At 36.8% G+C, this 15,736-nt stretch carries 16 protein-coding genes, 1 tRNA gene and 2 riboswitches; of the genes, 6 read left to right on the plus strand and 11 right to left on the minus strand.

Translation table 11 applies throughout. The features are described 5' to 3' along the window. Positions 1-89: 89 nt before the first annotated feature. The 4 genes from K322_RS0113970 to K322_RS19535 form a co-directional block, all read right to left on the minus strand. Positions 90-593, minus strand: a complete 504-nt coding sequence (locus K322_RS0113970) for a threonine/serine exporter family protein (protein WP_026627430.1) — start codon at positions 591-593, stop codon at positions 90-92. 3 nt (positions 594-596) lie between these two features. Then, the gene (locus K322_RS0113975; RefSeq protein ID WP_087880870.1) at positions 597-1,406 is read right to left on the minus strand and encodes a threonine/serine exporter family protein; all 810 of its coding nucleotides are present in this window, start codon (positions 1,404-1,406) and stop codon (positions 597-599) included. A 177-nt stretch (positions 1,407-1,583) separates the two neighbouring features. Further along, positions 1,584-1,787: riboswitch (cobalamin riboswitch) on the minus strand. Positions 1,788-1,957: 170 nt separating this feature from the next. After that, positions 1,958-2,914 (minus strand): sirohydrochlorin cobaltochelatase, encoded by a 957-nt coding sequence (locus tag K322_RS0113980; RefSeq protein ID WP_026627432.1) that lies wholly within the window; start codon positions 2,912-2,914, stop codon positions 1,958-1,960. A 23-nt stretch (positions 2,915-2,937) separates the two neighbouring features. After that, a complete protein-coding gene (locus K322_RS19535) occupies positions 2,938-5,202 on the minus strand; it encodes a TonB-dependent receptor (protein WP_035332171.1) in 2,265 nt (754 codons plus the stop codon). A 131-nt stretch (positions 5,203-5,333) separates the two neighbouring features. Further along, positions 5,334-5,534, minus strand: a riboswitch (cobalamin riboswitch). 153 nt (positions 5,535-5,687) lie between these two features. Between K322_RS19535 and K322_RS0113990 the strand changes: the two genes are divergently transcribed. Further along, positions 5,688-6,329: a rhomboid family intramembrane serine protease gene (locus K322_RS0113990; RefSeq protein ID WP_026627433.1), complete on the plus strand. Its 642-nt coding sequence runs from the start codon at positions 5,688-5,690 to the stop codon at positions 6,327-6,329. 45 nt (positions 6,330-6,374) lie between these two features. Here K322_RS0113990 and K322_RS0113995 read toward each other — a convergent pair whose 3' ends face one another. The 3 genes from K322_RS0113995 to tsaB form a co-directional block, all read right to left on the minus strand. After that, positions 6,375-7,625 carry a PLP-dependent transferase gene (locus K322_RS0113995; RefSeq protein ID WP_035332172.1) on the minus strand — a complete coding sequence of 417 codons (1,251 nt, stop codon included), beginning with the start codon at positions 7,623-7,625 and terminating at the stop codon, positions 6,375-6,377. Between the two features lie 237 nt (positions 7,626-7,862). Next, positions 7,863-8,057, minus strand: a complete 195-nt coding sequence (locus K322_RS0114000; RefSeq protein WP_026627435.1) for a CDGSH iron-sulfur domain-containing protein — start codon at positions 8,055-8,057, stop codon at positions 7,863-7,865. Positions 8,058-8,130: 73 nt separating this feature from the next. Then, entirely contained in the window at positions 8,131-8,826 is a 696-nt protein-coding gene (gene tsaB / locus K322_RS0114005; protein ID WP_026627436.1) for a tRNA (adenosine(37)-N6)-threonylcarbamoyltransferase complex dimerization subunit type 1 TsaB, read from the minus strand. 374 nt (positions 8,827-9,200) lie between these two features. Between tsaB and pyrB the strand changes: the two genes are divergently transcribed. From pyrB to K322_RS19540, 3 genes are all read left to right on the plus strand, one after another. Next, positions 9,201-10,115 (plus strand): aspartate carbamoyltransferase, encoded by a 915-nt coding sequence (pyrB, locus tag K322_RS0114010; protein WP_026627437.1) that lies wholly within the window; start codon positions 9,201-9,203, stop codon positions 10,113-10,115. A gap of 23 nt (positions 10,116-10,138) precedes the next feature. Continuing rightward, positions 10,139-10,600 (plus strand): aspartate carbamoyltransferase regulatory subunit, encoded by a 462-nt coding sequence (pyrI, locus tag K322_RS0114015; RefSeq protein ID WP_026627438.1) that lies wholly within the window; start codon positions 10,139-10,141, stop codon positions 10,598-10,600. A 499-nt stretch (positions 10,601-11,099) separates the two neighbouring features. After that, positions 11,100-11,735 (plus strand): hypothetical protein, encoded by a 636-nt coding sequence (locus K322_RS19540; RefSeq protein ID WP_026627439.1) that lies wholly within the window; start codon positions 11,100-11,102, stop codon positions 11,733-11,735. A gap of 242 nt (positions 11,736-11,977) precedes the next feature. Here the strand turns inward: K322_RS19540 and K322_RS0114025 are convergent. Continuing rightward, positions 11,978-12,051 (minus strand) — tRNA-Thr (locus K322_RS0114025). Between the two features lie 285 nt (positions 12,052-12,336). Here K322_RS0114025 and pepT point away from each other — a divergent pair. Continuing rightward, complete coding sequence (gene pepT, locus K322_RS0114030) at positions 12,337-13,572, plus strand: peptidase T (protein WP_026627440.1); 1,236 nt, start codon at positions 12,337-12,339, stop codon at positions 13,570-13,572. Positions 13,573-13,617: 45 nt separating this feature from the next. Beyond that, on the plus strand, positions 13,618-14,097 hold the full coding sequence (locus K322_RS0114035; RefSeq protein ID WP_026627441.1) for a methylglyoxal synthase: 480 nt from the start codon (positions 13,618-13,620) through the stop codon (positions 14,095-14,097). A gap of 91 nt (positions 14,098-14,188) precedes the next feature. Here K322_RS0114035 and ubiE read toward each other — a convergent pair whose 3' ends face one another. The 3 genes from ubiE to K322_RS0114050 are packed head-to-tail and all read right to left on the minus strand — an operon-like array spanning position 14,189 to position 15,686. Beyond that, a complete protein-coding gene (ubiE, locus tag K322_RS0114040) occupies positions 14,189-14,926 on the minus strand; it encodes a bifunctional demethylmenaquinone methyltransferase/2-methoxy-6-polyprenyl-1,4-benzoquinol methylase UbiE (protein WP_026627442.1) in 738 nt (245 codons plus the stop codon). 8 nt (positions 14,927-14,934) lie between these two features. Further along, positions 14,935-15,123 (minus strand): hypothetical protein, encoded by a 189-nt coding sequence (locus K322_RS19550; RefSeq protein WP_035332176.1) that lies wholly within the window; start codon positions 15,121-15,123, stop codon positions 14,935-14,937. Beyond that, positions 15,120-15,686: a zeta toxin family protein gene (locus tag K322_RS0114050; RefSeq protein WP_026627443.1), complete on the minus strand. Its 567-nt coding sequence runs from the start codon at positions 15,684-15,686 to the stop codon at positions 15,120-15,122. The genes K322_RS19550 and K322_RS0114050 overlap by 4 nt, the downstream gene beginning before the upstream one ends. Positions 15,687-15,736: the final 50 nt, after the last annotated feature.

Genomic DNA, 15,736 nt, shown 5'->3' on the forward strand with positions numbered 1-15,736 from the left:
CGTTTTGTTAAAATGAAGGACTTAGTCCTTCTTGTTTATATTCCTTGTATCAATAAGGCTGCAGACTCTAAACAAAAAACTCTGAAACCTTAAAATATTTTCAATCCTAAATCACTTATCTGTTTAATCCCCTTTACACTCTTCTTTCTGAAAAATAATGCGGCAACACATATACCTATAGCCAGGCAAAACAATAAAGAAGAGGTCAATATAAAGTTGTAAACAGTATCTTGAAGTAAAGTCGAAGACGTCTGCCCTACTCCTTCTCCATAAATACGAATGCAACCGAGCATGGTTCTGTATGCATACAAACCCGGGATCATTGTAATACAGGCTGGCAAAGTATAAACGACAGGAGGTGTATGTATACGATGCGCACAATATATTCCGGCAAGACCGATAAACAATGTACCTGAAAGAGTAGAAGCAACCAGCCCAAAATCGAACTGCAGCATAGTAAAACGGATGCAATGCCCCAATCCCCCGAGTATTCCAGCAACCCATAATGCTTTTCTCGGAGTTTCAAATAATAATGCGAAACCGAGTGCAACAAAAAAGCTTAAAGCGGCATCCTTTAAAATATCCATCCACATATCTCAAAAATTACTTATACCGATCAAATTCATACTTAAAAACATTCCGACAGCTATACACAATAAAATAAAGCCTCCGAAAGCTCCTCGTGCTATTGCCGTAGGTATATATCCCTCGAACAGGTCGATAATACAATTTATGAGAGGAACGCCGGGTATAAGAAACAATACAGCTGTCGCTACAGCTATATCCGGTTTTGCACCCCAATGCAACAATGTATCAAGACCCGATATTGTAGTTGTGACAAAAGCAGAACAAACAATCGCAATCATCAGATTGAAATGATATTTGACCATTTCCTGACGAACAATCAGTCCCACAAAAGATGCAGAGAAAGCAAATAATCCGTTTATCCAGTTACCACCAGCCAGTAAACAAAGACAACCACAGGCAACTCCTATAAACAGACGCACCACCCATATAGAATGTTTAGGCATAGAGCGTAACTCTTCCAAGCATTTTTCCAACACGTCAACAGACTCTCTTTTTTCATAAAAATTCCAAGTCAGAATACTTGTATTTGTCAGAATCCCGTAATGCGCTCCATGATGCCTTACTTTTTTATTAATGGTAGCAGTATTATCAGCATCGGCTAAATCCGTAACTGTAACCGAAATAGCCGTGAAAGTCAACAGCATATCCACTTTAAATGAATAAGTATCGGCTATTCGCTGCACATTTCTATTGATTCGTTCGCAATGTGCCCCCGATTCGAGTAAAAGGATCGCAACATCCAAAATAGAATTAGCCAACCGTTTGGCTGATATTTTTTCTTCTTTTGTTAACGAACTAACTTCCATTTCCAACTTCATATTTTTTAGAAATACATCCGTTCGGAAAGCAACAAATCAGAAGGTATAATTTCCCATGTCTATCATATTTTCAAAATATAACAAACATTTTACTTCCATCACTGAAAGTATTATCCTTTGGATAAAAATATATAAGAAATTAAATCTTATGACCGGTCTTCATTTCCCGAAAGACAAAATCATTAATCATTATTGGCAGGTCTTCTGACTTACTCAGGTTTCAAAGCAGCCTTCCCTTTAATACTAAAAGTGGCATTGAGGTATTGCTTAAAACCGAAAAAGAGTTTACAGCAGCGGGTCTGTTCAGGATTTTCACCTGATTCCCTTTTCATCACTCACTCGAAGAAACGAGTTTGTGACACCAATAATCTCATACAAATATCTAACAAAAAATTGAGAATGTTGTTCATTTCGGAAAACTATTTATCAACATTTATCAAAAAAGTTTTCCCAAAAGGGAAACATACACATAAAAAACATAGCTACAGTTGGGTCTATAGCTATGCAGTTCAAGAAAATGATTATTATATAGAGTGTGTAAGAAGGACTAATTATTCTTGGGCAGCAATTGCTTCATTCAAATGCCTTATCCATACATTTACAACAGCCGGATAGTCTCCTAACCCTTTAAGAATGCAGTTGGAATTTTCCACTTTGTATCCGGCAGCGTTTAATTGTACTTTCCAGCTCTGATCTTCTGCTTTTTCGGCTTTATCATAATCGCCAGCCATATCATTATTCGCATGATCTCCGGCTATAGACATAAGCGGTGTAAGATTTATAGTGGTATTGGATGCAACTGTATTTTTAAGATCAGTTATTACAGCTCCTATCAACATATCTTCGCAATCGACAGTACCAACAAACATCTTCTTATCGCATTTAGTCTGCATATAAGTCTTTATTTTCTGATAGCTCATATTTGCATTACTATAACTCGATTCAGGATTTCCGTGTCCCATAAAAGCTACAGCTTCTCCTTTTTCCAACTGAGGTTTGAAAGCTGTATATAAAGCGTCACCAACTTCTTTTATATCCTCATCGCTTACCAACAACGGCTCTCCTAATACAACAGGAATAGAAGTATATGCTTTCTTGAAATTTTTCACATAATAGTCTCTCAATAGAGTATATTCTTCACCGGGTATTACGTGCAGCGATTGTACCATCACGTCTTTGTATCCTGCTTTACCGATTGCATTAAGCCAAAGATCAGGTGTTGCGTAATACTCTCCGGTTTTTGCCCCCCAACGGGTTATACAGGTTGTAGATGTAAACGATAAATAAACATCGGCATCCGGAAACTCCTTTTTGAATGTATCAAGCATACCATCGTATGTCTTCTGAGGCTCATCCCAGGTACTGCCAAAAGTTACCAATAAAAGAGCTTTATCTTTAGTTTTTACAACTACTGCTGCGTCCTGAGATTCGTTATCATCACTCGAACAGCCCGAAAAGCACATTACAGCAGTCAATAATACCGCAAAAAATTTCGTGATTTTTTTCATGTCTTGTTTTTAATATTTAGTGTTTATTTTATAAAGCGTAGAGTTACAGATGTATAATATGTTCTACCGGCAGTATTCGATGCATAATTATACCCATAGGGCTTAGTCTCATGATAATCAAATATATTATCAATGCCTGCATTAAATTCCAGTTTACAATTACGTATTGTCGCAAGTTTGTGGTTTGTATTCAAACGCCAAGTCATATAACCTCCGGCATTTCCGTCATATTCATAGTATCTTTTAGACTGAGCTCGGGCAAATAATCCCACCCCCAGTTTATATTTTTTCCAATCGTGATTCCATACAAAACGCATATTAGCATGATGTAATGCCGTACCGTCAACCATCAACCTAACCATAACTCCATCTTCATTCAGCTTATTCGCTTCAGCATTCGTATAGCTATACCCTCCACCTACAAGCAGATTTCCGGTCACATTGAAATTGAAAATAAAATCGATCCCTCTAATCTTTGCATCTTCAATATTATTATACTGCATTGTTTTGTCAATTCCTCTCACTTTATCGTAATAAGAACTTTCGATCTCAACAAGAGCAATCATGTCTTTTACCCTGTTGTAATATCCTGTGACACTGACTGTAAATCGTTTCGAATTATATTCTGCTCCCAGCGAATAGTAATTGGAGAACTGAGGTTTCAGTCCCGTATTACCAAGATACAATCGCAGGTCAGACATCATTGTACGTTCATACCTGTAATACAATTCTTTTAATGTCGGGGTTTTAAACCCATTCGAATAAGTAGCTCTAAGATTTACATTTTCCAATTTATACAAGGCCGAAACTTTAGGTGTGATCTTTGCGCCGAACTCTTTATGACCGACCAAGCGAGCTCCGGCTGTTATATTCAGATTACGATACGACCATTCATCCTGTACATAGGCTGATAGTGTATAGGCAGATTCTTTTTCAGATAAAATGCGATAAGGAGATTTAAGCATATCCAGATTATATTCGATACCCGAACTAAGTCTATGGGATTTGCCTAAATTAAAGACTCCTTTAAGATGGGCTAATATCCTCTCCTGAGAACTTTGCAAGGACTCATCTCCCTTCTGAAAAACAGGATGCGAAATTTCGCCGGATTCATCAATATGCTCTTCGACAGTCAATGACGAGTATCGGTGCGAATAATTTGTTTTATCATAACTTGCATCAAACGTAAGAAAGTTATTATTCAACAATAAATACTTTCCGCCCAAATCATAAGATTGGCTACGGTAAAACATTCCATATGTTGTATATTGAGGTTCACCACATGGACGGTACATATCTTTTCCGTAAACCATACCACTGGCATAAGCACTCAGCTTTTCGTTCGGTTTGAATTCTATTTTTTCTGTTACACGGTAATCTGTAAACCTGTTAGCAGTTTTCGTTACTGTCGAAGGATACAATGTATTCTTATATATTTCCTGATTTGAATTCTTCCAGCCATCGGAATGCTTAAGATTAAAAACAGTAGAAGAACTCCACTTTTTGGATTTTAACCCAATAGTATTATGCTGCTGGAAATCGCCGTATGATCCTCCCCTAGTTGTATTTTTGATATTCAGAGGATTATAATTTTTTTTCGTTATAATGTTGATAACCCCGGCTATAGCATCCGATCCGTAAAGAGACGAAGATGCACCCTTTACCACCTCTATACGTTCTACATTTTCAGGATTAATCATGCTCAGATTATTCTGTCCTCCTACATCCCCATGCACTTTTTTACCATCAATCAGGACAAGTATATAATTGTTTCCTAAGCCATTCATCTGCATATTTGAACCCATTTCATTCTGCCCGAAGTCAAAAGACGGACTCAATCCGCTTAGTATTTCTTCTATACTTCGCCCGGAATATGCCGATAATATCTGATTGGTAATAACTTCTGTTTGTACGGGAGCATCTTTCAGGTAATGTTCTGTTCCGGTTCCGGTCACAACTACTTCATTGATCGCTTCCGGGCGGCTGTTTAAAGAGAAATCCAGCTCCGTTGACTGATCTTTTATTGTTATTATTTTTTGCTTGGTAGTATATCCGACATAAGAAGCAGTGATGGTGTATGTACCTGTCGATAAACGCTTGATCTGATATTCGCCACGGGTATTAGTCGCGATACCTACATTTGTACCCTGTATACTAATAGTAGCACCCAGTAATGGTTCTTTAGTGGTACTGTCGGTTATTTTGCCTTTTATTAAGCAATTCTGTGCATTCAAAAATTGGCAGCCCATAGTAAAAGCAGCCACGATAAGTAATGTAAAATACCTCATATAGTGTTTTATTTTAAGCAGCATAAAATAAAACATCGAGTTTCCTCTACACAGGGAATCCCCTGTCAAAAAATAAAATAGTGATGTATACTTTGTGAGTATTACACAGCCTTCTATTCCTGGAAGCTTGGTGTTTATTATACAATTTGGCAGGTCTTCTGGCTTTCCTCTGGTCAAAAACCTTCCCGTATCACAGATACAGTGGCTTAGAAATTTTGACCAACATCAATTAGAGAGGATTTACAGCTGCAGGTACAGCCCCGTAATTTCATCGGGTTCCCTTTCACCGAAGTAAACGAACTACTTCGATTACCAAATCTGAGACAAAATTAGATATTAATTTTTATTAACGCAAAATTACATAATTAAAACTTTCTTTAAATTCTTCAATCAAAAGATTAGCCGAAGCGAATAGTTTCTATAGAATATTTTGATATTTTTGCACGCTAGGTCAAAAAGTAAATCATATATAAAACAATTAATTCATGACTATAGTAGCAATGATCCTTATCGGGGTAACATGTATAATCAGTTTTATCGGGTTTAACGATAAGCGTTTCTTTTCGAGATATATGTTTAGTACATATGCTATACGGGAAATGAAACAGGTAGACAGGCTGATTACCTCAGCATTTCTTCATGGCGATTTTATGCATCTGCTATTCAATATGCTGGCATTATATTTCTTCTCTGATATTATCATAGCCCATTTTAGCAATGCAATCTATCTGATTATTTATTTTGCTGCGGTACTCGGAGGTAATCTTCTAACGTTGTGGATGTACCGCAGAGATTCCACTTATACAGCCGTTGGAGCATCGGGTGGCGTTTCGGGAATTATATTTGCTGCTATAGCTATATACCCGCAAATGACTATGATGATCTTCCCTATTCCTATTCCTATACCCGGATGGTTGTTCGGAATCGGTTATCTGGCTTACTCTGTATATGGCATGAGACGTTCATTAGGAAATATCGGGCACGCAGCCCACCTTGGAGGAGCGGCAATAGGTTTAATCCTCGCCATTGCATTATACCCTGAAACATTGCAATACAATACCTTTTATATAGGTATAATAACACTGCCTCTTATCTGGTTAGGTTATTTAGCCTATAAAGAAAAATAAAAAGGACAGTGATAATCACTGTCCTTTTTTATTTTTCATGTACAATTATTCGCCTAAAGCCTGTAATATATCCTTTTTAAGGTCTTCTATATTTTCCAGCCCAACGGATAAGCGTAAGAGATTATCTTCAATACCCATTACCTCTTTCATTTCTTTAGAGAATGTTCCGTATATAGTAGATTCGGGATGAATAATCAATGTCTTGTTATCAAACAAATTAGTAGCCCGTCTGATTACTTTCAATTTATTCTGAAATTGGTAACAATCTTCCTTCGATGCAAGATTAAAGGTGAGCATGGCACCCGGATTAGATGTAAATAATTTATCAGAGACAGCCTTATAAGGAGAACTTTCCAATTTTGTATAACCCACCTTTTTTACTTTTTCATTAGCTGATAAAAATTTCGCCAATTCATAAGCCGAAGCCGACATATGTTCGAAGCGGATCTGAAGGGTTTCCATTCCTAATGCTTGCAGAGAAGCAGTTTCCGAATCCATACAAGCTCCGATATTTCTGGCAATCTCACGACGAAGCTTAAATGTAAATCGCAATCGTCCGTCTACAGCGGTTACTTTATTTAATTTTTTATTCTTAGACCAATCGAATGTTCCGTAATCCAGAATTGCACCACCAATACTTGTAGCTCCTCCCGATACATATTTTGTTGTAGAAACAACCTCAATATCTGCACCTGCCTTTTTAGCATTAAAACCACACCAGGGAACAATGGTAGAGTCAACTATGAGCGGTACATTTTTAGCCTTCAATATTTTAGATATAGCAGGAAGGTCTGCCACTTCCATGTGAGGATTAGTTATCAACTCACAAAAGAAAGCACAGGTATTTTCATCTACAGCCGCTTCTATCTCAGAAAGATTATCAGTATTCACAAAACGTACTTCCACTCCAAATTCGGCAAGTGTAAATTGAAACAGCGAAAATGTATTTCCAAACAAATGAGGAGATGTTACAATATTAGAACCTGCATATGCCATCGCCATAAAGGTATTACTTATAGCTGCCATACCCGAACTAACCGACATGACAAAATCCGCACCTGACGCAGCCTTTATTTTCTGCTCTAAATTTTCTACTGTTGGATTTGATATACGTGTATAAGTATGTGCATTAGCTTTGAACTGAAACGCATTAGCTATAGCTTCGGCTGTTTCGAACTCAAATGCAGCATTACGGTATATCGGTAAACTAATTGCGCCATGCGCATCCTTGCGATTGAATTGTGTAGTAATAATACGTGTTGCAAATCCTTCGCTCTGACAATCTTCAATTTCCATAAAACGAATACTTTTTTTAAATAACTAAGGTCGCAGACCTCTTTATATACTTAAATAGGTCTATAACCTAAAGCAGAACTATTACAAAAATAGCAAATCTATAGCTATTTATTGCAAATATCACCAATAAATAGCCGTTTTATTATTTTACAGACACAATAAAAAAACGATATACGATCAAGAATACTGTTAAACAGACTTTGGTTGTATATCGGTCTAAAAAAACAGGCAAGATTCTTAATCTTTAAAACCTATTTTGGCATGCGTTCCATCGCAATAAGGCTTGTTATGGGAACCTCCGCAACGACACAAGTGTGGATTTGTTTTTACCACAGTTGAACCATCTGCAAGAGTTAATTCTACAGTACCTTCCACCAATAAAGGCGCATTAGGTATTACCTTGATTTTAAGCAATGAATCTTTTGTTTCCATAATGTAATGTTTTTAAGTTGATCGGTATAATAACATTACAAGACAGAAAAAGTTGTCATTCTAACAACCTTTTTTACAAAAGATTCTTTTTAGGTGTCGTTGCCACAAAATCTTTCAGATAAAAAGGCTCAAAATAAGCAACATCTACAAAAAACTTATTATTGAAGGCCTTTTCAGATAATTCAATCATATGCTTTGCAGAAGGGTATATTCCATCTATAAAAACGGCATTATCATGAATCAGCACATCTTTGCATTTTTCTGCACCATCACCGAAGAATACAACTTTTTGCTTATCCAGAAAATTCCGGTAAGAATCATTATCTACAATATCTGCCGCTGTATCCCGTAAGACTTCAAGTTTACTGTTATAGATAACAGCATAAACTTCCATACGACGGGCATCTATCATAGGACAAAGTAAATCATCCTCGCTGATGCCTGACTGAGTATCCAATACCTTTTTTGCCATAACCTCAAGACTTTTGACTGCTATCAATGGAATACCAAAACCATAACACAAACCTTTAGCTTCCGATACACCGATACGTAAACCTGTGTAAGAACCGGGTCCGCAGCTTACAGCTACAGCATCAAGCTTATGATTATTTTTTCGGACGGCTTCCAATGCTTCTGCTACAAAAACGCCCAATAAAGCAGCATGAGATGGCCCTGTTGTATTCTCTTTTTCAAAAATAATTTTACCATCAAATGAAACGGCAACCGAACAAACATTTGTTGCTGTTTCTATATTTAATATACAAGACATATGTTATAATTTTTTCGGGTACAAAGGTACGATTTTCAGAGAAAAAGACTATTTACTTTATTTAATTAACTAACTTTGCAATCATAAATATCATATGCACAAAAAATATGAACAAATACAGGCATTCATATTTCCATGAATTGAGTTTACAAGTAATACATTTAAACTCAGCCTTTTTTGTTCTTCAATTATACAGCCTCGAAACATTGTTGTTTTCGAGGTTTTTTTTGTGTAAAAATCAACGGATGAACCCCCAAGCGATTTGCAATTTTGGTTAGCGAAAGAACCTAAACGTATAATGGCATTAAAATGTTCTATTTAGAGCCTGTTTTAATTTTATCAATTATTCATACCAATACCATATACACTTACTTATGAAAAATAAAAGTTTGGTTTCAATTACAGATTACAGCAAAGAAGATATTCTCAGAATACTTGAAATTGCTAAAGAATTTGATAAAAATCCGAACCGCCGACTTCTGGAAGGAAAAGTATGCGCTACTTTGTTTTTCGAACCATCGACGCGTACACGTCTTAGTTTCGAAACAGCTGTCAACAGATTAGGTGGACGTATTATCGGTTTTTCTGATGCTTCGACTACCAGTTCGACCAAAGGTGAAACCCTTAAAGACACCATCGCCATGGTAAGCAACTATGCCGACCTTATTATCATGCGACATCATTTGGAAGGAGCTGCCCGATATGCATCAGAACTGACAGCAACCCCAATTATCAATGCCGGAGACGGAGCCAATCAGCATCCTACACAAACCATGCTGGATATGTATTCGATATTTAAGACACAAGGCAAGCTTACCGATTTGAATATAACAATAGTAGGAGACCTGAAATATGGACGCACCGTACACTCTCTTATCATAGGGATGTCGCATTTCAATCCCACTTTCCGATTTGTAGCTCCGGAAGAATTGAAACTTCCCGAACAATACAAATTATTCTGTGATGAGCACAATATCAAACACGAAGAAACATCAGACTTCTCTCCCGAGATAATTAATCAAACGGATATTCTATATATGACCCGTGTACAACGTGAGCGTTTTACGGATCTGATGGAATACGAAAAGGTGAAAAATGTTTATATCCTGAAAAAAGAGATGATAGAAAACAGTCGTGAGAATTTAAGAATACTCCATCCGCTGCCCCGTGTAAATGAAATTCAACAGGATGTAGACGACAGCCCCAAGGCCTATTATTTCGAACAAGCAAAAAACGGTGTATTCACACGTCAGGCAGTTATCTGTGACACATTAGGTATAAGTCTTTAATAAACAGCAAAAAATCAAAAGCCATGTCTGAAAAAAGAAAAGAATTACAAGTAGCTGCCTTATGTAACGGCACTGCTATAGATCATATACCATCCGATCAGTTATTCAAAGTAGTTTCATTGCTTAACCTTGACAATCTCGCTCATCCCATCACGATAGGAAATAATCTCGAAAGTAAAAAAATGGGAACTAAGGGTATTATAAAGATTTCGGATAAATTCTTTGAAGAAAGTGAAATTAACCGCATTGCGCTTATTGCTCCCAATGTTGTTTTAAATATAATAAAAGACTATCGGGTTATTGAAAAGAAAAGGGTAAGCCTTCCTCATATAATTAAGGGAATAGTCAAATGCAATAATCCTAAATGCATTACAAATAATGAGCCGATGGAAACAAGATTTGAAGTATTGGATAATACTCAGGTCGTTTTAAACTGCCATTATTGCGATATAAAAATCCAAAAAGATGAGATCATTTTAAAGTAAGGCTCATACCTCTTAATTTTTTTATCTACAAATAGAGCATGACAGGGACTGTACCCTCCTTTGCAAAAAAAAGGCTCTTTAAATAACTGGACAACATACATTTTCGATCTCTCAGAGAGAAAAGGTGTCAATCATTAAAGTACATTTTTGGTGTAACCTTTGTTACTTTTTTTTCAATGAACCCAAACCCCTAAAGGGAATTTTCGAACGACAGTAAAAAAATCCCCTTTAGGGGTCAGAGGGGTAAAGGTAAACGAAAGAATCAATACAATATGAATGTGACTTTTGTAATCTTTTTAATATAAAAACCTGATAGAATATTACGTTCAATTACTGATTCGCATTATTTATAAAAGAATAACACTTTAGTTCAGATATCCGTTGGACAAGCTGAAACTTTTTTCTCTATCTTTGATTGAAAATACAATAAGAAAAATGACTGGTCTTATAAAATTCAGGCCATAGGCTTTTCATTCAAACTTTAAAACATACAACACACATGCCACAATCTAAACAATACCTGGATATACTACCTCGATTTGTTCAAAAACTATACAAATCGTATCAAAACAGCAAGAAAAAGAGCAAATGGCTAAAACAAGGTAAGCCAATGCCGGTGCCTCATATCGTAAAGCAAGAATTGATAAACGAATATAAAAATAAACATCACATATCGGTTCTGATAGAATCCGGAACCTATCTTGGTGATATGGTATGGGCTCAACAAGACAACTTTGACAAGATATACACTATCGAATTAAGCTTAAGCCTGCATAAATTGGCTCAAAAACGATTCAGAAAAAAACCTCACATCCACGTTTTACAAGGTGATAGCGGCAAAGTAATGGCCATAATTGTAAAAGAGATCACCAGCAAAGCCATCTTTTGGTTAGATGGGCACTATTCGGGAGGTATCACTGCACGGGGAGATAAGGACTGTCCGATATGGGAAGAGTTAAAAGCTATATTTTCCACTAATACAGAACATATCATACTGATAGACGATGCTCGGCTATTCATCGGAGAACGTGATTACCCATCATTAAGCGGAGTAAAAACTTTCATACTCGAACAGTATCCAAATAGCAAAATTGAAATAAAAAACGACTCTATAATTGTAGAACTAGAAAAATAAACAAATGTACAAATTCAGTATCGCTTTATTTATCGTGTCAACAACTTGTATCTTTCTGAACATTATATTAATTATAGCAGACAGATACAATGTGAACCATTATATACGTGCGTGTACATTTGTTATATTGTCATTTTCATCTTATTATCTGATGAAATATTATAAGGAAAAGAATAATCGTAAATAAAAATAACAAGAGTACAATAAACAAAAAAAGGAACTAAACAATTAGTTCCTTTTTGAGCCTCTTGTCGGATTCGAACCAACGACCCCGAGATTACAAATCACGTGCTCTGGCCAACTGAGCTAAAGAGGCAAGTGGGTAAGCTTACTATATCGCGCCGCTACAACCAACTACCCTTGCTGCGATCAAACCCTGGGGGATTAATCGGGAGCTGACCGTATAGGACTTACCCGGGCACAAAGGTAGATATTTTTTTTAAATTCCAAAATCCATCACAAACTTTTTCGTTTACTTTCATTTTACTATCTTTGTTCTTAGTAAATCGTAGGCAGAATAACGCTTTTAAAAGCAAATAGTTATATTTCTTTTACAGTAAATAAACCTACTTAAATTTTCATCAAAAATTTTTCAAATAGAATGAATGTAGTAGACAGATTCATCAAATACGTACAATTCGACACCGAATCCAGCACCGAAACCGGAACAACTCCAAGTACTCCGGGACAATTAGTCTTGGCTGAAGAACTAAAGAATGAACTCATAAATCTGGGATTATCGGATGTATCGCTAGATGCAAATGGGTATGTAATGGCAACCCTACCTTCAAATACCGATCAAACAATCCCGACTATTGGTTTTGTTGCACATATGGATACCAGCCCCGATCTTACAGGTAAGAATGTAAGCCCTCGTATAGTAAAAGCCTATGATGGCAAAGATATAATACTACACAAGGAAAATAATATAGTATTATCTCCTGTTGATTTTCCTGAATTACTACAATTCGAAGGTCAAGATCTTATTGTAACAGATGGAACTACCCTTTTGGGAGCTGACGATAAAGCCGGTGTTGCTGAAATTATTACAGCAATGGAACACCTGCTTCAACACCCCGAAATAAAACATGGTAAAATAAGGATCTGTTTTACTCCGGATGAAGAAATAGGTGAAGGTGCAGACCATTTTGATGTGGAAAAATTTGGTGCAGAATGGGCATATACCATGGATGGAGGAATTATCGGCGAACTCGAATATGAAAATTTCAATGCTGCAGGAGCTAAAGTATCCATTCAGGGAAGAAGTGTCCATCCAGGATCGGCGAAAGATAAAATGGTTAATGCTTTGATTGTTGCCAATAAACTGATAACACTTTTACCCGAAAGCCAACGCCCTGAACATACAACAGGATACGAAGGATTTTTCCACCTCATAGGAATGTCGGGGTCTGTTGATGCTGCTAATGTTTCATTTATTATACGTGATCACGACAGAGAAATATTTGAACAAAGAAAGCAACTTTTAAAAGATGCTGTAACTTACCTCCAAGAACTATACCCTGTAAGCAGTATACATCTTGAGATAAAAGACCAATATTATAATATGCGTGAAAAAGTAGAACCTGTAATCAAAATTGTAGATTACGCTTTCAACGCTATGCAGGAGTTAAATATAACACCTATAGTAAAACCAATCAGAGGGGGAACCGATGGAGCTCGATTATCATTCATGGGTCTACCCTGCCCTAACATATTTGCCGGAGGTCTTAATTTTCATGGCCGTTACGAGTTTGTCCCCATCCCTTCAATGGAAAAAGCAACACAAGTAATTGTTAAGATAGCCGAACTTGTAGCAAAAGATCCAACTAATAGATAACTAGATCAATACAATCATTTCAGAAAAACTAATTATACGAAATTTATGAAAAAAAGACTTACCATAGCTTTGGTTGCTCACGATCACCGCAAGGCTGACATGGTTGACTGGTGTTATTATAATTCCGAATTTTTATCAAAACACCATCTTGTATGTACCGGCACAACCGGTCATCTTATACAACAAGCCTTTAGCGAAAGAGGCATGGATACCGAAATCACATGTATGAATTCAGGTCCTCTGGGTGGAGATGCGGAGATCGCAGCAATGGTTGTTCGTCAAGAAATAAATCTGGCTGTATTTCTGATCGACGACCTTAATCCACAGCCACACGAAGCCGATATAATGATGTTACTTCGTCAGTGCCGTGTACACAATGTACCCATTGCCTGCAACAGATACAGCGCAGATTTGATGATTACAAGTTCTCTTTGGGATAATGACGACTACGTACCAACCAAACCTCGTTACGAAAGATTCGATCGTGAGAAATTTGATGAGTTATATGGTAAGATAAAATCTTAAGAAAAAGATATCTGCTACTAAAAAGAAAGAGTTTGAATATGTTCAAACTCTTTCTTTTATATTTTTTCGCTTAGAAGCTTTCCTATTTCGACTATTTTTCCCCTATATACATTGTACAAATACCAAATGTATAAGATTTATGCCGGGCATTATTAAAGCCGTTCTTAGTAAGGACTCCGACCATTTTTTTCCCTTGTACAAAAGCCTCTATAGATTTAGGCAGATATTTATATGCAACTTTATCCTTTGATATCAATTTACCTATAGTCGGGATAAAAAGTCGTGAATACAACCAATACCCTTGCTTCATCGGAAAAGTCTTTGGTGTGGTCAGCTCCAGAATCATTAACTTTCCTCCGGGCTTCAAAACCCTTAGAATTTCGGTTAATCCTTTATCCAGATTTTCAAAATTCCGAACTCCAAAACCAACGATGGCAGCATCGAATGTATTGTCTTCAATAGATAAATCCATACAATCCTGCTTCTCGAAACTGATTTTATCGGAAAGCCCGATCTTTGCGACCTTTTTACGCCCCACCTCCATCATACCTTCCGAAATATCAATTCCTGTAATATGCTGAGGACGCAAAATATCGAAAGCCTGAATAGCCAGATCTCCGGTACCGGTTGCAATATCAAGTATAGTTTGAGGATTAGAGTCTTTTAAAGCCAAAAGACTTTTCTTACGCCATCCACGGTCAATCCCCATAGACAACGTATGATTCAGTGTATCGTAATTTTCCGCTATAGAATCGAACATACGTTCGACCTGAGCACCTTTATTTTCGGTACTCTCATAGGGTACAATTTTTTCTGCCTGATATGTCATTGAAACATTTAAATAACGCCTATAGATTCACCTATTCTGACGTTGCCCAACCTGCGGGCTTTTACTTTTACGATTTTCCCATTTTTTGAGAAGATGAGATTTCCATCTTCTTTTTGCTTCTTTTCAATCAAACGGGTATAAGATAAATTAAGACCAACTAACAATTTGCCCCGCAGAGCCAATTCATCACAAGTCATATATTTTTTATTTGATTAAGAATCTCATTATTGTATATCTCAATAAAATTGTCCTTCTTACCCTCAGCAATCAGACTGAAAGGATTTTCAGAGTTATTTACCACCAACCAATAATCAGAGATAGGGGTATATAGAGAAAACAAATTAGATGCTCCTGCAGCATAACGTCTTCTTATGACATCGCTTGGAACATGATGTCCTCCAGACTTCACTCGGTCTTCGACACGCTTAATAGCTAATTCGGGAGAACTTAGCCAAAAATACAATAATGTTACGAAATAGCCTAATTTTTGAGCTTTTTTAATAAATAAGGTATATGACTTGGTAGCAAGAGTTGTTTCTATTGCAAAATCTTCTTGCATCTTCAGCATTTCTTCCATCCGCCTGAGCATGATCCGGCCTGCCTCAATAGCAGCTTTCTCCGGTTGAAACGGAGAAAGCCCTTTTGCTATTTCATCTGCATTAATAAACTCTTTACAGTCGAGCATCTCTGGCAACATTGTATACGAAGCTGTTGTTTTGCCTGCACCGTTGCATCCGGAAATTATGTAAAGATTTGGCATAAATATTATCAGTTTAGTAACTACGAATCCTTAACAGGTCGAAACCCTTA

The organism is Indolivaga capnocytophagoides DSM 22835 (assembly GCF_000426485.1).
Taxonomy (GTDB): Bacteria; Bacteroidota; Bacteroidia; order Bacteroidales; family Dysgonomonadaceae; genus Dysgonomonas_A; species Dysgonomonas_A capnocytophagoides.

What these genes read in the sequence shown, in the direction of transcription:
- K322_RS0113970 (WP_026627430.1), bottom strand. Translation starts at nt 593, where the DNA reads ATGTGGATGGATATTTTAAAGGATGCCGCTTTAAGCTTTTTTGTTGCA.
- K322_RS0113975 (WP_087880870.1), bottom strand. Translation starts at nt 1,406, where the DNA reads ATGAAGTTGGAAATGGAAGTTAGTTCGTTAACAAAAGAAGAAAAAATA.
- K322_RS0113980 (WP_026627432.1), bottom strand. Translation starts at nt 2,914, where the DNA reads ATGAAAAAAATCACGAAATTTTTTGCGGTATTATTGACTGCTGTAATG.
- K322_RS19535 (WP_035332171.1), bottom strand. Translation starts at nt 5,202, where the DNA reads ATGAGGTATTTTACATTACTTATCGTGGCTGCTTTTACTATGGGCTGC.
- K322_RS0113990 (WP_026627433.1), top strand. Translation starts at nt 5,688, where the DNA reads ATGACTATAGTAGCAATGATCCTTATCGGGGTAACATGTATAATCAGT.
- K322_RS0113995 (WP_035332172.1), bottom strand. Translation starts at nt 7,625, where the DNA reads ATGGAAATTGAAGATTGTCAGAGCGAAGGATTTGCAACACGTATTATT.
- K322_RS0114000 (WP_026627435.1), bottom strand. Translation starts at nt 8,057, where the DNA reads ATGGAAACAAAAGATTCATTGCTTAAAATCAAGGTAATACCTAATGCG.
- tsaB (WP_026627436.1), bottom strand. Translation starts at nt 8,826, where the DNA reads ATGTCTTGTATATTAAATATAGAAACAGCAACAAATGTTTGTTCGGTT.
- pyrB (WP_026627437.1), top strand. Translation starts at nt 9,201, where the DNA reads ATGAAAAATAAAAGTTTGGTTTCAATTACAGATTACAGCAAAGAAGAT.
- pyrI (WP_026627438.1), top strand. Translation starts at nt 10,139, where the DNA reads ATGTCTGAAAAAAGAAAAGAATTACAAGTAGCTGCCTTATGTAACGGC.
- K322_RS19540 (WP_026627439.1), top strand. Translation starts at nt 11,100, where the DNA reads ATGCCACAATCTAAACAATACCTGGATATACTACCTCGATTTGTTCAA.
- pepT (WP_026627440.1), top strand. Translation starts at nt 12,337, where the DNA reads ATGAATGTAGTAGACAGATTCATCAAATACGTACAATTCGACACCGAA.
- K322_RS0114035 (WP_026627441.1), top strand. Translation starts at nt 13,618, where the DNA reads ATGAAAAAAAGACTTACCATAGCTTTGGTTGCTCACGATCACCGCAAG.
- ubiE (WP_026627442.1), bottom strand. Translation starts at nt 14,926, where the DNA reads ATGACATATCAGGCAGAAAAAATTGTACCCTATGAGAGTACCGAAAAT.
- K322_RS19550 (WP_035332176.1), bottom strand. Translation starts at nt 15,123, where the DNA reads ATGACTTGTGATGAATTGGCTCTGCGGGGCAAATTGTTAGTTGGTCTT.
- K322_RS0114050 (WP_026627443.1), bottom strand. Translation starts at nt 15,686, where the DNA reads ATGCCAAATCTTTACATAATTTCCGGATGCAACGGTGCAGGCAAAACA.